The organism is Leucobacter chromiiresistens, assembly GCF_900102345.1.
Classification (GTDB): domain Bacteria; phylum Actinomycetota; class Actinomycetes; order Actinomycetales; family Microbacteriaceae; genus Leucobacter; species Leucobacter chromiiresistens.
In genome coordinates this window covers 2008714-2025722 of record NZ_FNKB01000001.1, presented here as the reverse complement: position 1 = coordinate 2025722, position 17009 = coordinate 2008714, and the positions used below count along the sequence as shown (strand labels likewise).

The following is a 17009-nucleotide window of genomic DNA, read 5'->3' as shown; positions in this document are numbered from 1 at the left end:
GTTATCCAAAAAAGGAATCTCCCGCACCCGCACCAACGTGCGAGTGCCGGGGATTTTACATCAAATTGGCATATGACAATTTAAGTGCACACTATTGAGTTCTCAAAGACCAGACACCACCCGTCACCCCCAACCAAGAGAGCTCCGAACAGCAACCTGTCCAACTTACCACTAGTTCGTGGTGAGAAGCGCATGTAAATGAGCCGGACCGTTTCAGTCCGGCTGCGTCGCGCTGACAAGGGAATACATTACGGCCACCGAGCCCCACCCGGCAACACCAGCACGCATCCCGGGCGTGTCCCCGCACGAATCCGCCGATTCACGTGACAGACACCCACCGGACACCCCACCCCCGCCCCGTACACGAACCTGCCCGCACCCACCGAAACCCGGCCAGAACCGCAGCACGCGCACGCACCCCGGGCGCGCCGCGGCAAGTGCTTAGATGGACGGGTGAATGATCCCGCTGCGCCGTCCACCCCGCCCTCCCCCGCCGACTTCGGCTTCCAGGTCGAGCACCGACTCTCCTCCGGGGGCTTCACCGGCTCGAACGGCGAGCCACTCGGTCGCACGGGCACCATCAGCACGCCCCACGGAGACATCCAGACTCCCGCCTTCATCCCGGTGGGCACGAAGGCGACGGTGAAGTCGCTGCTGCCGGCGACGGTGCGCGAGCTCGGCGGGCAGGCGGTACTCGCGAACGCCTACCACCTGTTCCTGCAGCCGGGCAGCGATCTCATCGACGAGGCAGGCGGTCTCGGCGCGTTCATGAACTGGGACGGCCCGACGTTCACCGACTCCGGCGGCTTCCAGGTCATGTCGCTCGGCGTCGGCTTCAAGAAGGTCATCTCGATGGCCGAGTCCGCGCACTCCGGATCGGAGGTCATCGCGAAGACCAAGGAGCGGCTCGCCCACGTCGATGAGGACGGCGTCACGTTCAAGTCGTTCCTGAACGGCGACAAGCACCGGTTCACCCCCGAGGTCTCCATGCGCATCCAGCACGAGCTGGGCGCCGACATCGTGTTCGCCTTCGACGAGTGCACGACGCTGCTCAACACCCGCGAGTACCAGGAGGATTCGGTCGCCCGCACGGAGCGCTGGGCGGTGCGGTGCCTCGACGAGCATGCGCGCCAGACCGCAGCGCGAACGCACCGGCCGTACCAGGCGCTGTTCGGCGTCGTCCAGGGCGCGCAGTACGAAGACCTGCGGCGCAGCGCCGCCGCCGGGCTCGCGGGACTGCGCGGCGCCGAGGCGACGGGGCAGGAGTTCGACGGCTTCGGCATCGGCGGCGCCCTCGAGAAGCGCGACCTCGGCACGATCGTCGGCTGGGTCTCCGACGAGCTCCCCGACGCCAAGCCGCGACATCTGCTCGGCATCTCGGAGCCCGACGACCTGTTCGCGGCGATCGCCGCCGGCGCCGACACGTTCGACTGCGTGGCGCCGTCGCGGCAGGCCCGCGGCGGCTCGATGTACTCGCCGACCGGGCGCATCAATGCGAAGGCGGCCACCCAGCGCCGCCGCTTCGAGCCCCTCGACGCCGAGTGCGACTGCTTCACGTGCGAGAACTACACCGCCGCCTACCTGCACCACCTCTTCAAGGCGAAGGAGATGCTCGCCTCGACGCTCGCGACGATCCACAACGAGCGCTACATCGTGCGCCTGGTCGACCGCATCAGGGCGAGCATCGTCGACGGCACCTTCGCGGAACTGCGCGAAGAGGTGCTCGGCCGCCAGTACGGCGCCGAGTTCGCGCGCGAGGCTGCGCAGAGCGCGATCGCGCCGGCGGGCGACCGGTCGTAGCGCGGGCTACTCGTCCACGAGCCCCACGCCGAGCGCGCCGCGGATCATGTCGAGATTGAGCTTCGCGGCGACGCGGGCGCCGTTGCCGGCCGCGATCACCAGCTGCTGCGGGCCCGGGGGCACGATGTCGCCCACGCCGTACACGCCGCGGATCGAGGTCTCGCCCCGGTCGTCCACCTCGAGGAGGCCCCAGCCGTCTCGTGCGATGGGCAGGTCTCCGAGGAACTCGACCGGCGCGTGCCAGCGCGGTCGGACGAACCCGCCGACCCGGGCGATGACCTCGCCGTCGGCGAGGCGCACCCCGGTCATCTCGGCGCGCTCCCCCACGATGTCGTCGATCGGCCGCCGCTCGACGCGGATTCCGATGCGTTCGAGCTGCGCCTGCTGCTCCGGCCGCACCGTGTCGGCGCCGTTCGTGAATACGATGAGATCGGAGCTGAAGCGGCTGATGAGCAGCGCTCGCGAGAAGACGTCGCTCGTCTCGCCGATCAGCGCGAGCGGCTTGTCGGTCTTCTCGAACCCGTCGCACTCCACACAGCTGTGCAAGGCCGTGCCGTAGTACGCGCGGATCATCGGGAGGGCGGGGAGCTCCTCCGTGAGGCCCGCCGCGATCAGCACGCGCCGCGCCGTGAATTCCGCATCGGCGGCGCCGCGGATGCCGGCCCCGCGCACGATGAAACCGATGCCGTCCGGGAAGCCGGCCGCTCGCGCGGCATCGGGGCGGAGCGGGATCACCTCGCGAGTGATCGACTGCGCGTAGATGGCGGTCGGGTAGCGCTCGAACTCCTCACGTCCGAGCCGACGCAGCTCGAGCGGGGACACGCCGTCGCGGGTGAGGAACCCGTGCGACTGCAGGGTGGCCGAGTGCCGGGGCCGATTGCTGTCGAGGATCGCGATGCGCCGATTGGCGCGCACGAGTTGGAGGCCCGCCGAGAGCCCGGCCGGCCCCCCGCCGATGATCGCGACACCGATCGGTGCCTCGCTGCGCGACATGTGCGTTCGCCCTCTTCTCGCGGTCAGCCGATGAGGTGCTGTTCCAACCGGCGCAGCCGGGCGAGGGACTCCTCGCGGCCGAGCAGTTCGAACGATTCGAAGAGCGGCGGCGAGACCCGACGCCCGGAGGCGGCGACCCGGAGCGCACCGAATGCGACGCGCGGCTTGAGACCGAGCCCGTCGATGAGCGCGGTCTGCAGCGCTTCCTGGATGCGGGCCGTCTGCCACGCCTCCGCGGGCACGGCCTCGAGCGCGGCGATGCCCGCGGCGAGCACCTGCGGAGCGTCGTCCTTCAGCGAGGCGAGCGCATCGTCCGCGTACTGGAGCTGCTCAGCGGTGGTGAACAGGAAGCCGAGCATCCCGACCACCTCAGAGAGCACCGTGACGCGGCTCTGCACGAGGGGCACCGCCTTCGCGATCGTCGCGAGCTGCTCCTCCGTCGGCTCGATCTGCAGCGCGCCGCCCGCGATGAGGTACGGCAGAATCCGCTGCCCGAAGTCCTCCTCCGAGAGCAGGCGGATGTGGTCTGCGTTGATCGCGTCGGCCTTCTTCTGGTCGAACCGCGCGGGGTTCGGGTTGACGTCGGCGACGTCGAACGCGGCCACCATCTCTGCGCTCGTGAACACATCGCGATCCGGTGCGAGCGACCACCCGAGCAGCGAGAGGTAGTTGAGCAGGCCCTCGGGGATGAAGCCCCGAGAACGGTGGTGCAGCAGGTTCGACTCGGGATCGCGCTTCGAGAGCTTCTTGTTGCCCTCGCCCAGCACGTAGGGCAGATGCCCGAACTGCGGGATCGCCTGCGCGATGCCGAGCTCGACGAGCGCGTGGTAGAGCGCGATCTGGCGCGGCGTCGACGAGAGCAGGTCTTCTCCGCGCAGCACGTGCGTGATCCCCATCAGCGCGTCGTCGACCGGGTTCACCAGCGTGTAGAGCGGCGCACCGTTGGGGCGCACGACGACGAAGTCGATCGTCGAGCCCGCCGGGAAGGTGATGTCGCCCCGCACGAGGTCCGTGAACGACAGGTCGGTATCGGGCACGCGGAAGCGCAGCGCCGGCTCGCGGCCCTCGGCCCGGAAGGCGGCCCGCTGCTCCTCCGTGAGGTCGCGGTCGAAGTTGTCGTACCCCAGCTGCTTCGGGCGGCCGGCTGCGATGTTGCGGGCGTCGATCTCCTCCGCCGTCGAGAAGCTCTCGTACAGATAGCCGCCCGCGACGAGCTGCTCGATGACGCCCTGGTAGATCTCACCGCGCTCGGACTGCCGGTAGGGGCCGTGGGGCCCGCCCGCGTCGATACCCTCGTCCCAGTCGAGCCCGAGCCAGCGGAGGGAATCGATGATCTGCCCGTAGCTCTCCTCGCTGTCGCGGGCCGCATCGGTGTCCTCGATGCGGAAGACGAACGTGCCGCCCGTATGCCGGGCGTACGCCCAGTTGAAGAGGGCGGTGCGCACCATGCCGACGTGCGGCGTGCCGGTCGGCGACGGGCAGAAGCGCACGCGCACATCGGCGCCGGTCGCGGTGGAAAACTGGGGGCTCTCGGTGTGTGACATCACCGTCATTCTAGCGTCGAGCGATCGCCCCGAGTCGAACGCTCACGGCGATCCCGACGATCACCAGCACGCCCGCGACGCTCGACAGCACGGGGAATCCACCGGCGGCGAAGAGCACCCCGGAGGCGGCGCCGAACAGCGCCCCCGCGGCGTTCATGGTGGTGTCGGCCTGGCCCTGGCGCGCCGGGCGATCGGCCTCCGGGGTCAGCGCGGTGACGAGCGCCGCGCCGGCGACGGTGACCATGCACCACCCGAGCCCGAGCAGCACGAGCGACGTCTGCACGACGGGAACGGACGCGCCGCCGAGCGCGGTGCCGAGCGCGGAGGCGCCAAGAACGACGAAGCCGGCGATGACGACGGGGATCGCGCCGAACCGGCCGGCCGCAATGCCGGCGAGCGGCGAGAGCGCGTACATGCCCGCGATGTGAATGCTGATCGTGATGCCCACGAGTTCGATGCTGCCGCCGTGGTGCGTGAGGTGCAGCGGGGTCATCGCCATGATGCCGACCATGACCGCGTGGCCGAGAGCGACGAGCGCGATCGCGAGGAACTGCGGCGAGCGGCCGGCGGCCGCGGGTGCGCGGACGGCGTCGGATGCGGAGGCCGAGCCGAGAGCGGTGCGGGCCTCCGGAGCGTCGGCGGCGGCGTGGTCGCCACTGCTCGCGGGTGTTCGGCGCACGGCGATCCTCCGCGCCTCGAGCAGCGGGTCGGGTCGCAGCCCGAACCACACGACGAGCCCCGCGCAGAGCTGCGCGACGATCGTGAACACGAAGATGCCGGAGAGCGCGTGCAGACCGAGCACGGAGCCGAGGGCCTCTCCCGGGCCGATCAGGTTCGGCCCGATCACCGCTCCGACGGTGATCGACCACACGACGAGCGAGAGGTCGCGGGCCCGCCGGGCCGGTGTCGCGAGATCCGTCGCGGCGAAGCGCGCCTGCAGCTGCACGGCGGCTGCGACGCCGAGCACGGCGAGGCCCGCGAAGAGGAGCACGGGGGCCTCCGCGAGCGCGGCCACGATCACGAGGACCGCACCGCCCACGGCGAGCAGGTTGCCCGAGGCGAGGGCGATCCGCCGGCCCCTCCTGGCCGCGAGACGCGCGAGCGGGATGCCCGCGACGGCCGCGCCCACCGCGTTCATCGTCGACCCGAACCCCGAGAGCGCGGGATTGCCGGTCACGTCCGCGATGAGCAGCGCGCCGGCCGACAGCGAGGCGCCGACGCCGAGCCCGCCGAGCACGGTGGCGAGCGCGAGCACCGCCACGGAGCGGCGCTGAGCGCCGACCGTCGACTCGTCCGCACCGGGTTCCGTCGGCGAGACCTGCGAACGCGTCATCGGACTACGCTGCCTGATCGACGGTCTCGAGGCGCCAGGCGGAGCCGTCGACCGAGGCGAGGAGCCGCTTCGCCAGGCGCACCTGCGGGCTCTCGTTCGCCGTGGCCATCGACACCAGCCCGATGGTGCGGTAGCGCGGCGGGTCGAGCGGCAGCGCCCGGGCGTCGTCGGGAAGACTCCGCGCCGCCGCGAGCGCAAGGCCGGGGACGAGTGCGACGGCGCCGCCGGCCGCGGCCATCGCGAGCATCGCGGGCACGTTGTCGGTCTCCTGGATGATGTCGGGCTCGAATCCCGCATCGCCCGCTGCGGCGAGCAGGTGCCCGCGGCACTTCTCGCAGCCCGCGATCCAGTGCTCCGAGGAGAAGTCTCCGAGCCTCGCCGACTGCTCGCCGGCGGCCCGCTCGTCGGAGGCGACGAGGTGCACCTCCTCGCGCCACAGCGGGAGGAAGGCGCTGCCGGCCGGAAGCTCGGCGGCACCCTCGTAGTCGAAGACCAGCGCGCAGTCCACTTCGCCGTCGCGCAGCATGGCGGTGGCCGCCGGCGGCTCGGCCTCGCGGTACTGCAGCGCCACATCGGGCGCTTCCACGGCCAGTCGTCGCATGAGCATCGGCACGAGGGTGGCGCTGGCGCTCGGGAACCCGACGAGCCGCAGCGTGCCGGCTCGCTCGCCGCGGAGGTCGTCGATCGCCGCCAGAGCGGCGTCGATCTCGCTGACGACGGTTCGCCCGTGGTCGGCGAGGATCTGCCCGGCCGTGGTGAGCCTGATGCCCCGCCCGCTCCGCTCGATGAGCGGTACCGCCAGCCTCGCCTCGACCCGCTTGATGCGCTGGCTCACGGCGGGCTGGCTGAGCCCCAGCGTGGCGGCGGCGGCCGTCAGCGACCCCGTCGTGGCGAGAGCGTGCAGGATGCGGAGCTCGGTCGAGTCGATCGAACCGAGGGGATCAGCGGTGCGCGTCGTGGTCATGCGTGCAGTCTACACCGAGGCATAAGCTCACGCGAGGCAAAGCATAAGAATGATTCTGTTTCATTATGCATCCGCACCTCGTAGCCTGTCCGCATGAGCGAGCACCCGACCGACCCGCAGCACGAGCGCGTGACGCTCTCCGAGCTGCAGCAGCACTACCCGCGCGTGCCGGGCTACCTCTCGGCCTGCACCGCCGGCCTCCCCGCCGAAGCCACGACCGCGGCGCTGCGGGCCTTCGTCGACGAATGGTCCGCCGGCTCCCTCGATCCGAAGCGCATCGGCGCCCAGCTCGAGGCGTGCCGGGCGCTCTACGGTCGCCTTGTGGGCGTTGCGACCGATCGCGTCGCCATCGGCTCGCAGGCGTCGCAGCTCGCCTCGGTGGTCGCGACCGCCGTGCCCGATGACGGAGAGGTGCTCTGCGTCGTCGGCGACTTCGCCTCGCTCACCCACCCATTCGAGCAGCTGCGGGCGCGCGGGGTGCGCGTGCGGTACGCGGAGCTCGAGCACCTCGCCGCAGCGATCGACGCACGCACGTCGCTCGTCGCGTGGTCGCACGTGCAGTCCGCCACCGGCGCGGTCTCCGACGCGGCGGCGATCGCCGCTGCGGCGCGATCGGTGGGGGCGCTCACCTGCGTCGACCTCACCCAGGCCGTGGGATGGCTCCCCGTCGACGCCTCGTCGTTCGACGTGACGATCTGCCACGCCTACAAGTGGCTCTGCGCGCCGCGGGGGTCGGCGTTCATGACCGTGCGCGACGGCCTCGACGACGCGCTCACCCCGCTCGCCGCCGGCTGGTACTCGGCCGACGACCCCTGGAGCTCGTGCTACGCCGGGCGCACCCCCCTCGCAGCGGGCGCCGGCCGATTCGACCTCTCCCCCGCCTGGCCCGTGGTGGCGGGCACGGTCGCCGCACTCGAAACCATCTCCCGCATCGACCTCCGAGTCGTGCACGACCACGCGGCGGGGCTCGCGAACTCGGCGCGCAGCGTCCTCGGGCTCGCACCGGGAGACTCCGCGATCGTCACCTGGCCCGACCGCGACGGCTCCGATCTCGCCGCCATGACCGAAGCGGGCATCACCGCGTCGGGCCGTGCCGGCAATGCGCGCGTCGCGTTCCACCTCTGGAACACGCCCGACGACGTCGCGCGGCTCCAGAGTGCGCTCGGTGCGTCAGCCGGCTGAGGCGAACGCCTCAGCCTCGGCCACGTCCTGCTCCGTCGCGACGAGCTGACCGCAGGCGCCGTCGATCTCCTTGCCGCGGGTGTCGCGCAGCGTGGTCGGAATCCCGGCGGCGTTGATGCGATCCACGAACTCGCGCGTCACCTCGCGCGTCGACGACGTCCAGATCGACCCGGGCGTCGGGTTGAGCGGGATCGGGTTCACGTGCACCCAGCCCCGCCCGCGGGCATTGAGTTTGTCGGCGAGCAGGTCGGCGCGCCATCCGTGATCGTTCATGTCCTTGATGAGCGCGTACTCGATCGAGACGCGCCGCCCCGTCGTCTCGTAGTAGTGGTACGCCGCGTCGAGCACCTCGTCGACCTTCCAGCGGCTGTTGACGGGGATCAGCTCGTCGCGCAGCTGGTCGTCAGGGGCGTGCAGCGACAGCGCGAAGGTGATCGGAATGTTCTCGTCCGCGAGCTTGCGGATCGCGGGGGCGAGCCCCACCGTGGAGACGGTGATGCCGCGCGCCGACATGCCGAGGCCCTCCGGCGACGGGGCGATCATGCGGTGCACCGCGTTCATCACGCGCTTGTAGTTCGCGAGCGGCTCGCCCATGCCCATGAAGACGATGTTGTTCACGCGCTCCGGCTCGGCGCCGTTGCCCACTCGTCGGGTGCCGCCCAGGCCGCCCTCGGCGATCACGCGGTTCGCCTGCACGATCTGGTCGAGGATCTCGGCGGTCGACATGTTGCGCGTCAGCCCGGCCTGCCCCGTTGCGCAGAACGGGCAGTTCATGCCGCAGCCGCACTGGCTCGACACGCAGAGCGTGATGCGGCCGGGGTAGCGCATGAGCACCGATTCGACGAGGGCTCCGTCGAAGAGGCGCCACAGGAACTTGATCGTGTCGCCGTCGTCGGTGACGAGGCGCTTCACCTCGGTGAGGAGGGGCGGGAAGAATGCGGCCGCGAGCTCGTCGCGGCGATCCTTCGGGAGGTCCGTCATCTGCTCGGGATCCGTGGTGCGGTGCTCGAAGTAGTGCTTCGACAGCTGCTTGGCGCGGAACTTCGGGAGCCCCAGCTCGACGACCTTCGCCTCGCGCTCGGCCAGGGCGAGGTCGGCGAGGTGGGTCGCCGGCTGCTTCACACGCGGGGAGGCGAACTGCAGCGTCGGCCGCCCGTCGGGATCGGCGATCTGCTTCCAGCCCTCGGCCTTCGGGCGCACCTGCGGGCGGGCCGCCGCGTCGGCCGAACGGGGCCGGGTCTTGCGCAGCGGCGTGCTCTCGGGAGCGCGATCATGGTTGAGCTTGTTGGGATCCACCCGACCATTGTCGCAGGTCGCGCGCCGGGCTCCCTCCGAGCGGAGCGCTCAGAGCAGCCGGGAGCGGATCAGGAAGCGCCGCCCCTCCGGCGCTTCGAGCGAGAAGCCGCTGCCCCGCCCGTCCACCGCGTCCACCGTGAGGTGCGTGTGCGCCCAGACGCCGAACTGCTCGCGGGACATCCAGAAGCCGATCTCCCGCGGCGCACCGGTCCCCTCCGGGGCGGCGGCCTGCGCAGCGGGAGGCGGCAGTTCGAGCGTGCCGAGGAGCACATCCTGACCGCCGGTGCGGAACTCGCCGAGGGGGTAGCACATCGGGGAGCTGCCGTCGCAGCAGCCCCCCGACTGGTGGAACATGAGGGGACCGTGGAGGGCCCAGAGGCGCTCGATGAGTTCGAGCGCCTCGGGCGTGAACGCGAGGCGGCTCTCGGTCTCGCCCGCGACCTCGGGCCTCGCCGCCCGCGTGCCGCCGGCCTGCGCATCGCTCATGATCCTGCTCCTCCTGCTCCTGCTGCTCCTGCCCCTGCTCCTGCCGCGACCGACCGGTTCAGAAGAATCCGTCGGCGCTCTCGCGGTAGCTCACCAGCAGGTTCTTCGTCTGCTGGTAGTGATCGAGCATCATGAGGTGGTTCTCGCGCCCGATGCCGCTCGACTTGTACCCGCCGAACGCGGCGTGCGCCGGATAGGCGTGGTAGTTGTTCACCCACACCCGGCCCGCCTCGATCGCCCGCCCCGCACGGTACGCCGTCGATCCGTCGCGGCTCCACACCCCGGCGCCGAGGCCGTACAGCGTGTCGTTGGCGACGCGGATGGCGTCATCGAAGTCGGAGAACGTCGTCGCCGACACGACGGGCCCGAAGATCTCCTCCTGGAAGATGCGCATCGAGTTGTCGCCCCGGAAGATGGTGGGCTGGATGTAGAAGCCCCCGGCGAACTCGCCGCCGAGATCGGCGACCTCGCCGCCCGTGAGCACCTCGGCGCCCTCCTGGCGGCCGATGTCGAGGTACGACTTGATCTTCTCGAACTGGTCGTTCGAGGCCTGCGCGCCGACCATCGTGTCGGTGTCGAGCGGATTGCCCCGGGTGATGCGCTCGGTGCGCTCGACCACGGCGTCGAGGAAGTCGGTCGCGATCGACTCCTGGATCAGGGCGCGCGACGGGCAGGTGCACACCTCGCCCTGGTTGAGCGCGAACATCGCGAAGCCCTCCTGCGCCTTGTCCCAGTAGCCGTCGTCGGCGCGCATCACGTCCTCGAAGAAGATGTTGGGGCTCTTGCCGCCGAGCTCCAGCGTCACCGGGATGATGTTCTCCGAGGCGTACTGCATGATCAGCCGGCCCGTCGTCGTCTCGCCCGTGAAGGCGATCTTGCGGATACGGGGGTTCGAGGCGAGCGGCTTGCCGGCCTCGGCGCCGAAGCCGTTGACGATGTTGACGACCCCGGGCGGGAGCAGGTCGCCGATGAGTTCGAAGAGGAAGAGGATCGACGCGGGCGTCTGCTCCGCGGGCTTCAGCACGACCGCGTTGCCCGCTGCGAGCGCGGGCGCCAGCTTCCAGGTCGCCATCAGGATCGGGAAGTTCCAGGGGATGATCTGGCCGACGACCCCCAGCGGCTCGTGGAAGTGGTAGGCGACCAGGTCTTCGTCGATCTGGGAGAGACCGCCCTCCTGTGCGCGGATCGCTCCCGCGAAGTAGCGGAAGTGATCGATGGCGAGCGGGATGTCCGCGTTCAGCGTCTCGCGCACGGCCTTCCCGTTGTCCCACGTCTCGGCCACGGCGATCGCCTCGAGGTGCTCCTCGATGCGATCCGCGATGCGATTCAGGATCACTGCGCGCTCCGCCGGGCTGGTGCGCCCCCAGGCCGGCGCTGCAGCGTGCGCCGCGTCGAGCGCCGCCTCGATGTCCTCCGCGGTGCCGCGCGCCACCTCGCAGAAGGTCTCGCCCGTGACGGGTGTGACGTTCTCGAAGTACTGGCCCCGCACCGGGGCGACCCAACGGCCGCCGATGTAGTGCTCGTAGCGCGACTGGAAACTCATCAGCGCATCTGGGCCACCGGGTGCTGCGTAGACGGTCATGTGCATCTCCTCCGACATCTTCGTCCGAACCGCCCTGCTGCTGCAGCGCGGATGCTCAGACGCTACGACGGCGCAGGTTGCGCCGAGGTTGCACGGCCGTTGCGCGAACGTTGCGGGGCCCGGAGCAGGATGCCGCGCGGCGGCGGCTTCGGGCGCCGCGACCGGACGCCGCGACCGCGCACCGCGACCGGGCGCCGCGATCAGGTGTCGGAGAGCTGCTCCAGTCGCGCCACGACCCTGGCGCGCTTCGGCGACAGCGGCGGGAGCACCTGCAGCAGCGTCTCCCAGACCTCGACGTCGTCGCTCGCCCAGTTCTGCGCGTACGCGAAGAGCGGATCGGGGCCCGCCGCCTGGAGCATCGCCTCCCGCAGCGTGGCATCGACCGTGGCGCGCAACTGCTCGACGATCGGCGCGCGAGAATCCGGGAGCACCGGCCCCTCGTACGCGGCGAGCGCGAGTCGATGCGCGCCCCGCTCGACCGCCTCGAGCGTCTCGTGCGCGTCGATTCTGAGGCCCGGGGCGATGCGATAGGGCCGCGACAGCAGCTCGAGGGCGACGCCGCGCTCGTCGAGCCAGCGCCGCAGACGCACCATCTCCGGGCGCAGCGTCCGCTCCGACCCGCGCGCGCCGTAGACGGCCTCGGCGAGCGCGCCCGCCGAGAGACCGTGCGGCGACGCCGCGAGCGCCATCAGGATCTCGGCGTGCCTGCGGCCCACCGGCTCGGCGACTCCCCCGTGTTCGAGCACGGCGGGATCGCGCCCCAGCACGACGAGCCGCGGCACCGCGGGTCTCGGCGCGGGCCGTCGGCTGCCGGCGCCTGCAGCCGCGTCAGCCGCGCGGACCGCGCCCGCCGCGCGCGCCCGCGCGCCCCGATCCCGCTCGATGCGCTGCCTGAGCGCGGCGAGCTGCAACTCGGCCTCCACCGCGGCGAGCGTCGCCTCCATGAGCGGCATGAGGTGCGGCGCTGCGGCGCCGTCGCCGCCCGTCACGTCGATCACGCCGATGATCGCACCGCTCGCGGGGTCGTGCACCGGGGCCGCCGTGCAGCTCCACGGATGCACGGCCCGCGCGAAGTGCTCGGCTCCGAGCACCTGCAGGGCGTGGTCCAGGGCGAGTGCGCTGCCGGGAGCGCTGGTGCCGACGGCGCGCTCCGACCAGTCCATGCCCGCGCGGAAGCCCATCTCCTCGGCGCGGCCGCGGAGCGCGCGATCGCCGTCCACCCACAGCAGGCGCCCGGCCGCGTCGCCCACCGCCACGATGAACCCCGACTCGTCGGCCTCGTCGAGCAGCAGCCGGCTCACGACGGGAAGCACGCTCCCGATGGGATGCGTCGCGAGCACCTCGCGGAGCTCGTCCTCGCCGAGCGATGGGCGCTCGGGGATGCCGTCGGGATCGACGGTGAGCCGATGCGCGCGCAGCCAGGAGTCGAGCACCACGGGGCGCACGGCGGAGACGCGGGAGAAGCGCTCGCGAAACTCGGGATCGACGGCGCCGAGCGATGCGCCGTCGTCGACGAACCGTTCGTGCGCGCGCTCGATCAGTCGACGCCGCTCGAGCGCGGATTCGCCGCGGCGCAGGGCGTTCCAGCCGTTCGTCATCCCGACCCCCTCCTCGCGGCCTCGGATGCCTCGAGCGTACCCGACGGGCGCGCCGCGTCGGAGGAGCTACGCCCCGTGCCCGCTGCGGTAGAGCTCGAGCAGCCCCGCGATGCCGCCCGCGCGCCAGCGCTCCCGCTGCACCTCGGCGGCTCCGCCGTCGCCGCGACGGCGCTCCACGAACGCGTGCACATCGTCGAGGTCGCCCGCGTGCGCGAGCTCCTCGGAGACGTGCTCGAGGAGGCGGTCGACGGCGTCGAAGGCGGGCGTGGGCTCGCCGAGCTGCGGGTCGACGAGCGTCGATCCGAGCCCGTTGCGTGCGGCGACCCAGTGCGCGCCGCGCACGACGTCGCGCTGCCAGGGCGTGGAGGCCGCCCCGTCCGCGGTGTCGCGCAGCGCACGAGCTGCGAGCGCCCGGAACAGCAGGCCGTACGCCACCGCGTCCCGGGGGTCGACCTGCGCATCCGCGAGCCGCGCCTCAATCGTCGGATACTTCTCCGAGAGACGGATCGACCAGTTCACGAGGCCGCCGTCGAGCAGCGCCCCCGAGCGCACGAGGTCGTCGATCACGCCGTCGTACTCCGCGACGCTCTCGAACCGCGGCGGGTACCCGGCGGTCGCCCACTGCTGCATCGACATGTACCGCCAGTCGGCGTACCCCGTGTCCTCGCCCATCCAGAGCGGCGAGTTCGCCGTCAGGGCGACGAGCACGGGCGACCACGGCGCGATCCGCGCCATCGCCTCGACTCCCGCCTCGCGCGACGGCATCTCGATGTGCACATGAGTGCCCGTCGAGTAGTAGCGCGTCACCATGCCGCGCATCGTCTGCTCGATCTCGTCGTAGCGCGGGTTCGCCACCCGCGTACCGGCGATGTCGCCCCCGACCGGCGGCAGCCCCGTGCCCGCCACCACGACGCCGAGCCTGTCCGCCGCCCGCGCAGCGGCGGACCGGAACCCCGAGAGCGCCTCGAGCGCCTCGGGGCCCCGCTCGCAGATCGGCGTCGCCGTCTCCAGCTGGCTGTGGAAGAACTCGTGCTCGGCGAGCTGCCCGGGGATCGCGGCGATGATGTCGTCGACGCGATCGCACGGCAGGCCCGTCTCGGCGTCGAGCAGGAGGTACTCCTCCTCGATGCCGAAGCGCGGAGGGGCGGGGAGGGATCGGGCCATGTCAGCACCTGCTCCTTCGTCGGGGAACTCTAGTGTGTCACAGCGCGCAACGCCGCTTCATACGACGCGATTGCGGAGGATGCCGATGCCCTCGACCTCCACCTCGACGGTGTCACCGGCCTCGAGGAGGCCGACTCCCGCGGGCGTGCCGGTGAGGATCACGTCGCCCGGCAGCAGCGTGAACGCCTCCGAGGCGTACGAGACGATGCGGGCGAGCGAGTGGATGAGCTGGGAGGTGCGCCCGTCCTGCCGCACCTCCCCGTTCACGCGGGTGACGACGCGGGCGTCGGAGAGGTCGGGATCGGTCTCGATGACCGGGCCGAGCGGGCAGAAGGTGTCGAAGCCCTTGCCGCGAGCCCACTGGCCGTCCTTGATCTGCAGGTCGCGCGCGGTGACGTCGTTGGCGCACGTGAAGCCGAAGACGTACTTCAGCGCCTCGTCCTCCGCGACGTTCTTCGCGAGGGCGCCGATGACGATGGCGAGTTCGCCCTCGTGCTCCACCCGGTCGGAGATCGCCGGCCGCACGATGGCGTCGCCCGGGCCGATGATCGCCGTGTTCGGCTTCAGGAAGAGCAGGGGCTCCTCCGGAGCGCCGCCGTCGATGCCGGTCACGTGCTGCATCTCCGCGACGTGGTCGGCGTAGTTCTTGCCGACGCAGACGATCTTGGAGCGCGGGATCACCGGGGCGAGCAGCTGCACATCGGTGAACGCGAAGCGGCGACCGGTCGTCGCGTACCCCGCGACCATCGGGTCGCCTGCGAGCTCGACGATCTCGACCCCCGAACAGTCCTCGGCCTGGTCGAGCACGCCGAAGGCGATCTCATCGTCGACTCGAAAGCGCGCCACCTTCATCGGGCGGCCCCCTCGGTCGCCGGCACGACCACGTGCAGCCAGCCGTGGCGATCCTCGCCGGCTCCGAACTGGATGCCGGTGAGCTCCTCTCGAAGCGACATGGTCAGCCTCCCCGGCGCGCGATCGCCGAAGTCGATGTCGAGTCCGACGCCCTTGAGGCGGCGGATCGGCGTGATGACGGCCGCGGTGCCGCACGCGAAGGCCTCGGCGATCGTCCCCTGCTCGACGCCCTCGCGCCACTCCGACACCGTCACCTCGCGCTCCTCGACCGCGTGACCCCGGTCGCGCGCCAGCTGGATGAGGCTGCGCCGGGTGATGCCGTCGAGGATGTTCCCGTTGAGGCGCGGGGTGACGAGCGTGCCATCCGAGCGCACTAGGAAGAGGTTCATGCCGCCGAGCTCGTCGATCGTGTCGTCGGTCGCCGAGTCCGTGAACAGCACCTGCTGGCATCCGTTCTCGGCCGCCACCTGCTGCGGCAGCAGCGACGCGGCGTAATTGCCGCCGCACTTCGCCGCGCCGGTGCCTCCGCGCCCCGCACGGGAGTGCTCGTCGGAGAGCCAGATCGAGACCGGCTTCACCCCGCCCGTGAAGTACGGGCCGGCCGGGCTCGCGATGATGAGGAAGCGCGCCCGCTCAGCGGCGCGCACCCCGAGGAAGCTCTCGTCGGCGATGAGGAACGGGCGCAGGTACAGGCTCTGGTCCTCGCCGCTGGGCACCCACGCGGCGTCGGCGGAGACGAGCGCGTCGATCGCCGCGACGAACAGCTCCTCGGGGATCTCGGGGAGCGCCAGCCGGCGCGCCGAATCGTTCAGCCGGCGCGCGTTGGCGTCGGGGCGGAAGGTGACGACGGAGCCGTCGGGTCGGCGGTACGCCTTCAGTCCCTCGAAGATCTCCTGGCCGTAGTGCAGCACGGAGGAGGCCGGGTCCATGGGGATCGGCCCGTACGGCAGCACCGCGGCGTCGTGCCACCCGGCGTCCTTCGTCCAGACGATGGAGATCATGTGATCGGTGAAGTGGTTGCCGAAGCCGGGGTCGCGCAGGATCGCCTCGCGCTCGGCGTCGGAGAGGCGCTGCGCCTCGGTGCGGGTGAACTGCAAGTCGGTCATGACCATTCTCTTTCGCGTGGTGGGGTGCGCGGTCAGGCGCCGCGGGGCGCCAGCCGGGCGATCACGGCATCGCCGATCTCACCGGTGGAGCGCGGCGCGGCTCCCCGGGAGGCGAGGTCGGCTCGGACGGCGGCGCGCACGCGGTCGCCGTCGGAGACGAGCCCCAGATGATCGAGCATGAGACCCGCGGAGAGGATCGCCGCGGTCGGGTCTGCCAGCTGCTTCCCGGCGATGTCGGGAGCGGAGCCGTGGACGGGCTCGAACATGCTCGGGAACGTGCCGTCGGGATTGATGTTGCCGGAGGCCGCGAGCCCGATGCCGCCGCCGATAGCGCCGGCCAGGTCCGTGAGGATGTCTCCGAACAGGTTATCAGTCACGAGGACGTCGAACCGCGACGGGTCCTGCACAATGAAGATGGTGGCGGCGTCGACGTGCATGTAGTCGACCGCCACCTCCGGGTACTCCTCCGCGACCGCCCGCACGATGCGCTGCCAGGTGGCGCCGGCGTGCACGAGCACGTTCGTCTTGTGCACCCAGGTGAGCTTCCTCCGCGGCCGCGCGAGCGCCGTCTCGAAGGCGTAGCGCACGACCCGCTCGATGCCGTACGCCGTGTTCACCGACACCTCGGTCGCCACCTCGGCGTGCGTTCCCGGGCGCAGGCGGCCGCCGTTGCCGGCGTACGGGCCCTCCGTGCCCTCGCGCACCACGACGAAGTCGACGGGGCCGGGGTTCGCGAGGGTCGAGGCGACGCCCGGGAAGAGCGTGCAGGGCCGCACGTTCGCGTAGTGCTCGAAATCGAAGCGGAGCTTCAGCAGGAGCCCGCGCTCGATGTTGGCCTGCGCGAGGCGCGGGTCGCCGGGAACGCCGCCGACGGCGCCGAAGAGGATCGCGTCGTGCTCCGCGATCGCCGCCTGCTCCGCCTCGGGGAGCGTCTCCCCCGTCGCGAGGAAGCGCTCGGCGCCGAGCGAGAACTCGGTGCGGTCGAGCACGACGTCGCCGCCGTGGAGCACTGCGTCGAGCACGCGATTCGCCTGCGCGATGACCTCGGGGCCGATCCCGTCGCCCGGGATGACGGCGAGCTTGATGGTTCGGGTCACGTGACGCTCCTT

Annotated in this window: 14 protein-coding genes; 2 read left to right on the top strand and 12 right to left on the bottom strand. The window is 71.4% G+C overall.

The window, feature by feature from the left end:
• Positions 1 to 453 precede the first annotated feature (453 nt).
• Positions 454 to 1800, top strand: a complete 1347-nt coding sequence (gene tgt / locus BLT44_RS09220) for a tRNA guanosine(34) transglycosylase Tgt (RefSeq protein ID WP_010157394.1) — start codon at positions 454 to 456, stop codon at positions 1798 to 1800.
• A 6-nt stretch (positions 1801 to 1806) separates the two neighbouring features.
• On the opposite strand, the gene BLT44_RS09215 is transcribed toward tgt, so the two are convergent.
• Genes BLT44_RS09215 through BLT44_RS09200 form a run of 4 tightly spaced genes read right to left on the bottom strand, consistent with a single transcriptional unit; the run spans position 1807 to position 6634 of the window.
• The gene (locus BLT44_RS09215; protein ID WP_010157395.1) at positions 1807 to 2793 is read right to left on the bottom strand and encodes an NAD(P)/FAD-dependent oxidoreductase; all 987 of its coding nucleotides are present in this window, start codon (positions 2791 to 2793) and stop codon (positions 1807 to 1809) included.
• A 23-nt stretch (positions 2794 to 2816) separates the two neighbouring features.
• Positions 2817 to 4337: a glutamate--tRNA ligase gene (gltX, locus tag BLT44_RS09210; RefSeq protein ID WP_010157397.1), complete on the bottom strand. Its 1521-nt coding sequence runs from the start codon at positions 4335 to 4337 to the stop codon at positions 2817 to 2819.
• Between the two features lie 10 nt (positions 4338 to 4347).
• Positions 4348 to 5670 carry an MFS transporter gene (locus tag BLT44_RS09205; RefSeq protein ID WP_010157398.1) on the bottom strand — a complete coding sequence of 441 codons (1323 nt, stop codon included), beginning with the start codon at positions 5668 to 5670 and terminating at the stop codon, positions 4348 to 4350.
• 4 nt (positions 5671 to 5674) lie between these two features.
• Positions 5675 to 6634 (bottom strand): LysR family transcriptional regulator, encoded by a 960-nt coding sequence (locus BLT44_RS09200; RefSeq protein ID WP_010157399.1) that lies wholly within the window; start codon positions 6632 to 6634, stop codon positions 5675 to 5677.
• 93 nt (positions 6635 to 6727) lie between these two features.
• Here BLT44_RS09200 and BLT44_RS09195 point away from each other — a divergent pair, with 93 nt between their 5' ends.
• Positions 6728 to 7816, top strand: a complete 1089-nt coding sequence (locus BLT44_RS09195) for an aminotransferase class V-fold PLP-dependent enzyme (protein WP_010157400.1) — start codon at positions 6728 to 6730, stop codon at positions 7814 to 7816.
• Here BLT44_RS09195 and rlmN read toward each other — a convergent pair.
• From rlmN to BLT44_RS09155, 8 genes are all read right to left on the bottom strand, one after another.
• Positions 7805 to 9112 carry a dual-specificity RNA methyltransferase RlmN gene (gene rlmN, locus BLT44_RS09190; protein WP_010157401.1) on the bottom strand — a complete coding sequence of 436 codons (1308 nt, stop codon included), beginning with the start codon at positions 9110 to 9112 and terminating at the stop codon, positions 7805 to 7807. The genes BLT44_RS09195 and rlmN overlap by 12 nt on opposite strands.
• Positions 9113 to 9160: 48 nt before the next feature.
• Positions 9161 to 9598 carry a DUF779 domain-containing protein gene (locus tag BLT44_RS09185; RefSeq protein ID WP_010157402.1) on the bottom strand — a complete coding sequence of 146 codons (438 nt, stop codon included), beginning with the start codon at positions 9596 to 9598 and terminating at the stop codon, positions 9161 to 9163.
• Positions 9599 to 9656: 58 nt separating this feature from the next.
• Positions 9657 to 11180: an acetaldehyde dehydrogenase ExaC gene (gene exaC / locus BLT44_RS09180; protein ID WP_010157403.1), complete on the bottom strand. Its 1524-nt coding sequence runs from the start codon at positions 11178 to 11180 to the stop codon at positions 9657 to 9659.
• A 200-nt stretch (positions 11181 to 11380) separates the two neighbouring features.
• Complete coding sequence (locus BLT44_RS09175) at positions 11381 to 12778, bottom strand: sigma-54-dependent transcriptional regulator family protein (protein WP_074690163.1); 1398 nt, start codon at positions 12776 to 12778, stop codon at positions 11381 to 11383.
• 66 nt (positions 12779 to 12844) lie between these two features.
• Entirely contained in the window at positions 12845 to 13942 is a 1098-nt protein-coding gene (locus BLT44_RS09170) for a carboxylate-amine ligase (RefSeq protein WP_010157408.1), read from the bottom strand.
• 57 nt (positions 13943 to 13999) lie between these two features.
• The gene (locus BLT44_RS09165; RefSeq protein ID WP_010157410.1) at positions 14000 to 14794 is read right to left on the bottom strand and encodes a fumarylacetoacetate hydrolase family protein; all 795 of its coding nucleotides are present in this window, start codon (positions 14792 to 14794) and stop codon (positions 14000 to 14002) included.
• The gene (locus tag BLT44_RS09160) at positions 14791 to 15900 is read right to left on the bottom strand and encodes a branched-chain amino acid aminotransferase (protein WP_010157411.1); all 1110 of its coding nucleotides are present in this window, start codon (positions 15898 to 15900) and stop codon (positions 14791 to 14793) included. Before BLT44_RS09160 ends, BLT44_RS09165 begins: the two co-directional genes overlap by 4 nt.
• A 32-nt stretch (positions 15901 to 15932) precedes the next feature.
• On the bottom strand, positions 15933 to 16997 hold the full coding sequence (locus BLT44_RS09155) for a 3-isopropylmalate dehydrogenase (RefSeq protein WP_010157412.1): 1065 nt from the start codon (positions 16995 to 16997) through the stop codon (positions 15933 to 15935).
• Between the last annotated feature and the right edge of the window lie 12 nt (positions 16998 to 17009).

What these genes read in the sequence shown, in the direction of transcription:
- BLT44_RS09215 (WP_010157395.1), bottom strand. Translation starts at nt 2,793, where the DNA reads ATGTCGCGCAGCGAGGCACCGATCGGTGTCGCGATCATCGGCGGGGGG.
- gltX (WP_010157397.1), bottom strand. Translation starts at nt 4,337, where the DNA reads ATGTCACACACCGAGAGCCCCCAGTTTTCCACCGCGACCGGCGCCGAT.
- BLT44_RS09205 (WP_010157398.1), bottom strand. Translation starts at nt 5,670, where the DNA reads ATGACGCGTTCGCAGGTCTCGCCGACGGAACCCGGTGCGGACGAGTCG.
- BLT44_RS09200 (WP_010157399.1), bottom strand. Translation starts at nt 6,634, where the DNA reads ATGACCACGACGCGCACCGCTGATCCCCTCGGTTCGATCGACTCGACC.
- BLT44_RS09195 (WP_010157400.1), top strand. Translation starts at nt 6,728, where the DNA reads ATGAGCGAGCACCCGACCGACCCGCAGCACGAGCGCGTGACGCTCTCC.
- BLT44_RS09185 (WP_010157402.1), bottom strand. Translation starts at nt 9,598, where the DNA reads ATGAGCGATGCGCAGGCCGGCGGCACGCGGGCGGCGAGGCCCGAGGTC.
- exaC (WP_010157403.1), bottom strand. Translation starts at nt 11,180, where the DNA reads ATGACCGTCTACGCAGCACCCGGTGGCCCAGATGCGCTGATGAGTTTC.
- BLT44_RS09175 (WP_074690163.1), bottom strand. Translation starts at nt 12,778, where the DNA reads ATGACGAACGGCTGGAACGCCCTGCGCCGCGGCGAATCCGCGCTCGAG.
- BLT44_RS09170 (WP_010157408.1), bottom strand. Translation starts at nt 13,942, where the DNA reads ATGGCCCGATCCCTCCCCGCCCCTCCGCGCTTCGGCATCGAGGAGGAG.
- BLT44_RS09165 (WP_010157410.1), bottom strand. Translation starts at nt 14,794, where the DNA reads ATGAAGGTGGCGCGCTTTCGAGTCGACGATGAGATCGCCTTCGGCGTG.
- BLT44_RS09160 (WP_010157411.1), bottom strand. Translation starts at nt 15,900, where the DNA reads ATGACCGACTTGCAGTTCACCCGCACCGAGGCGCAGCGCCTCTCCGAC.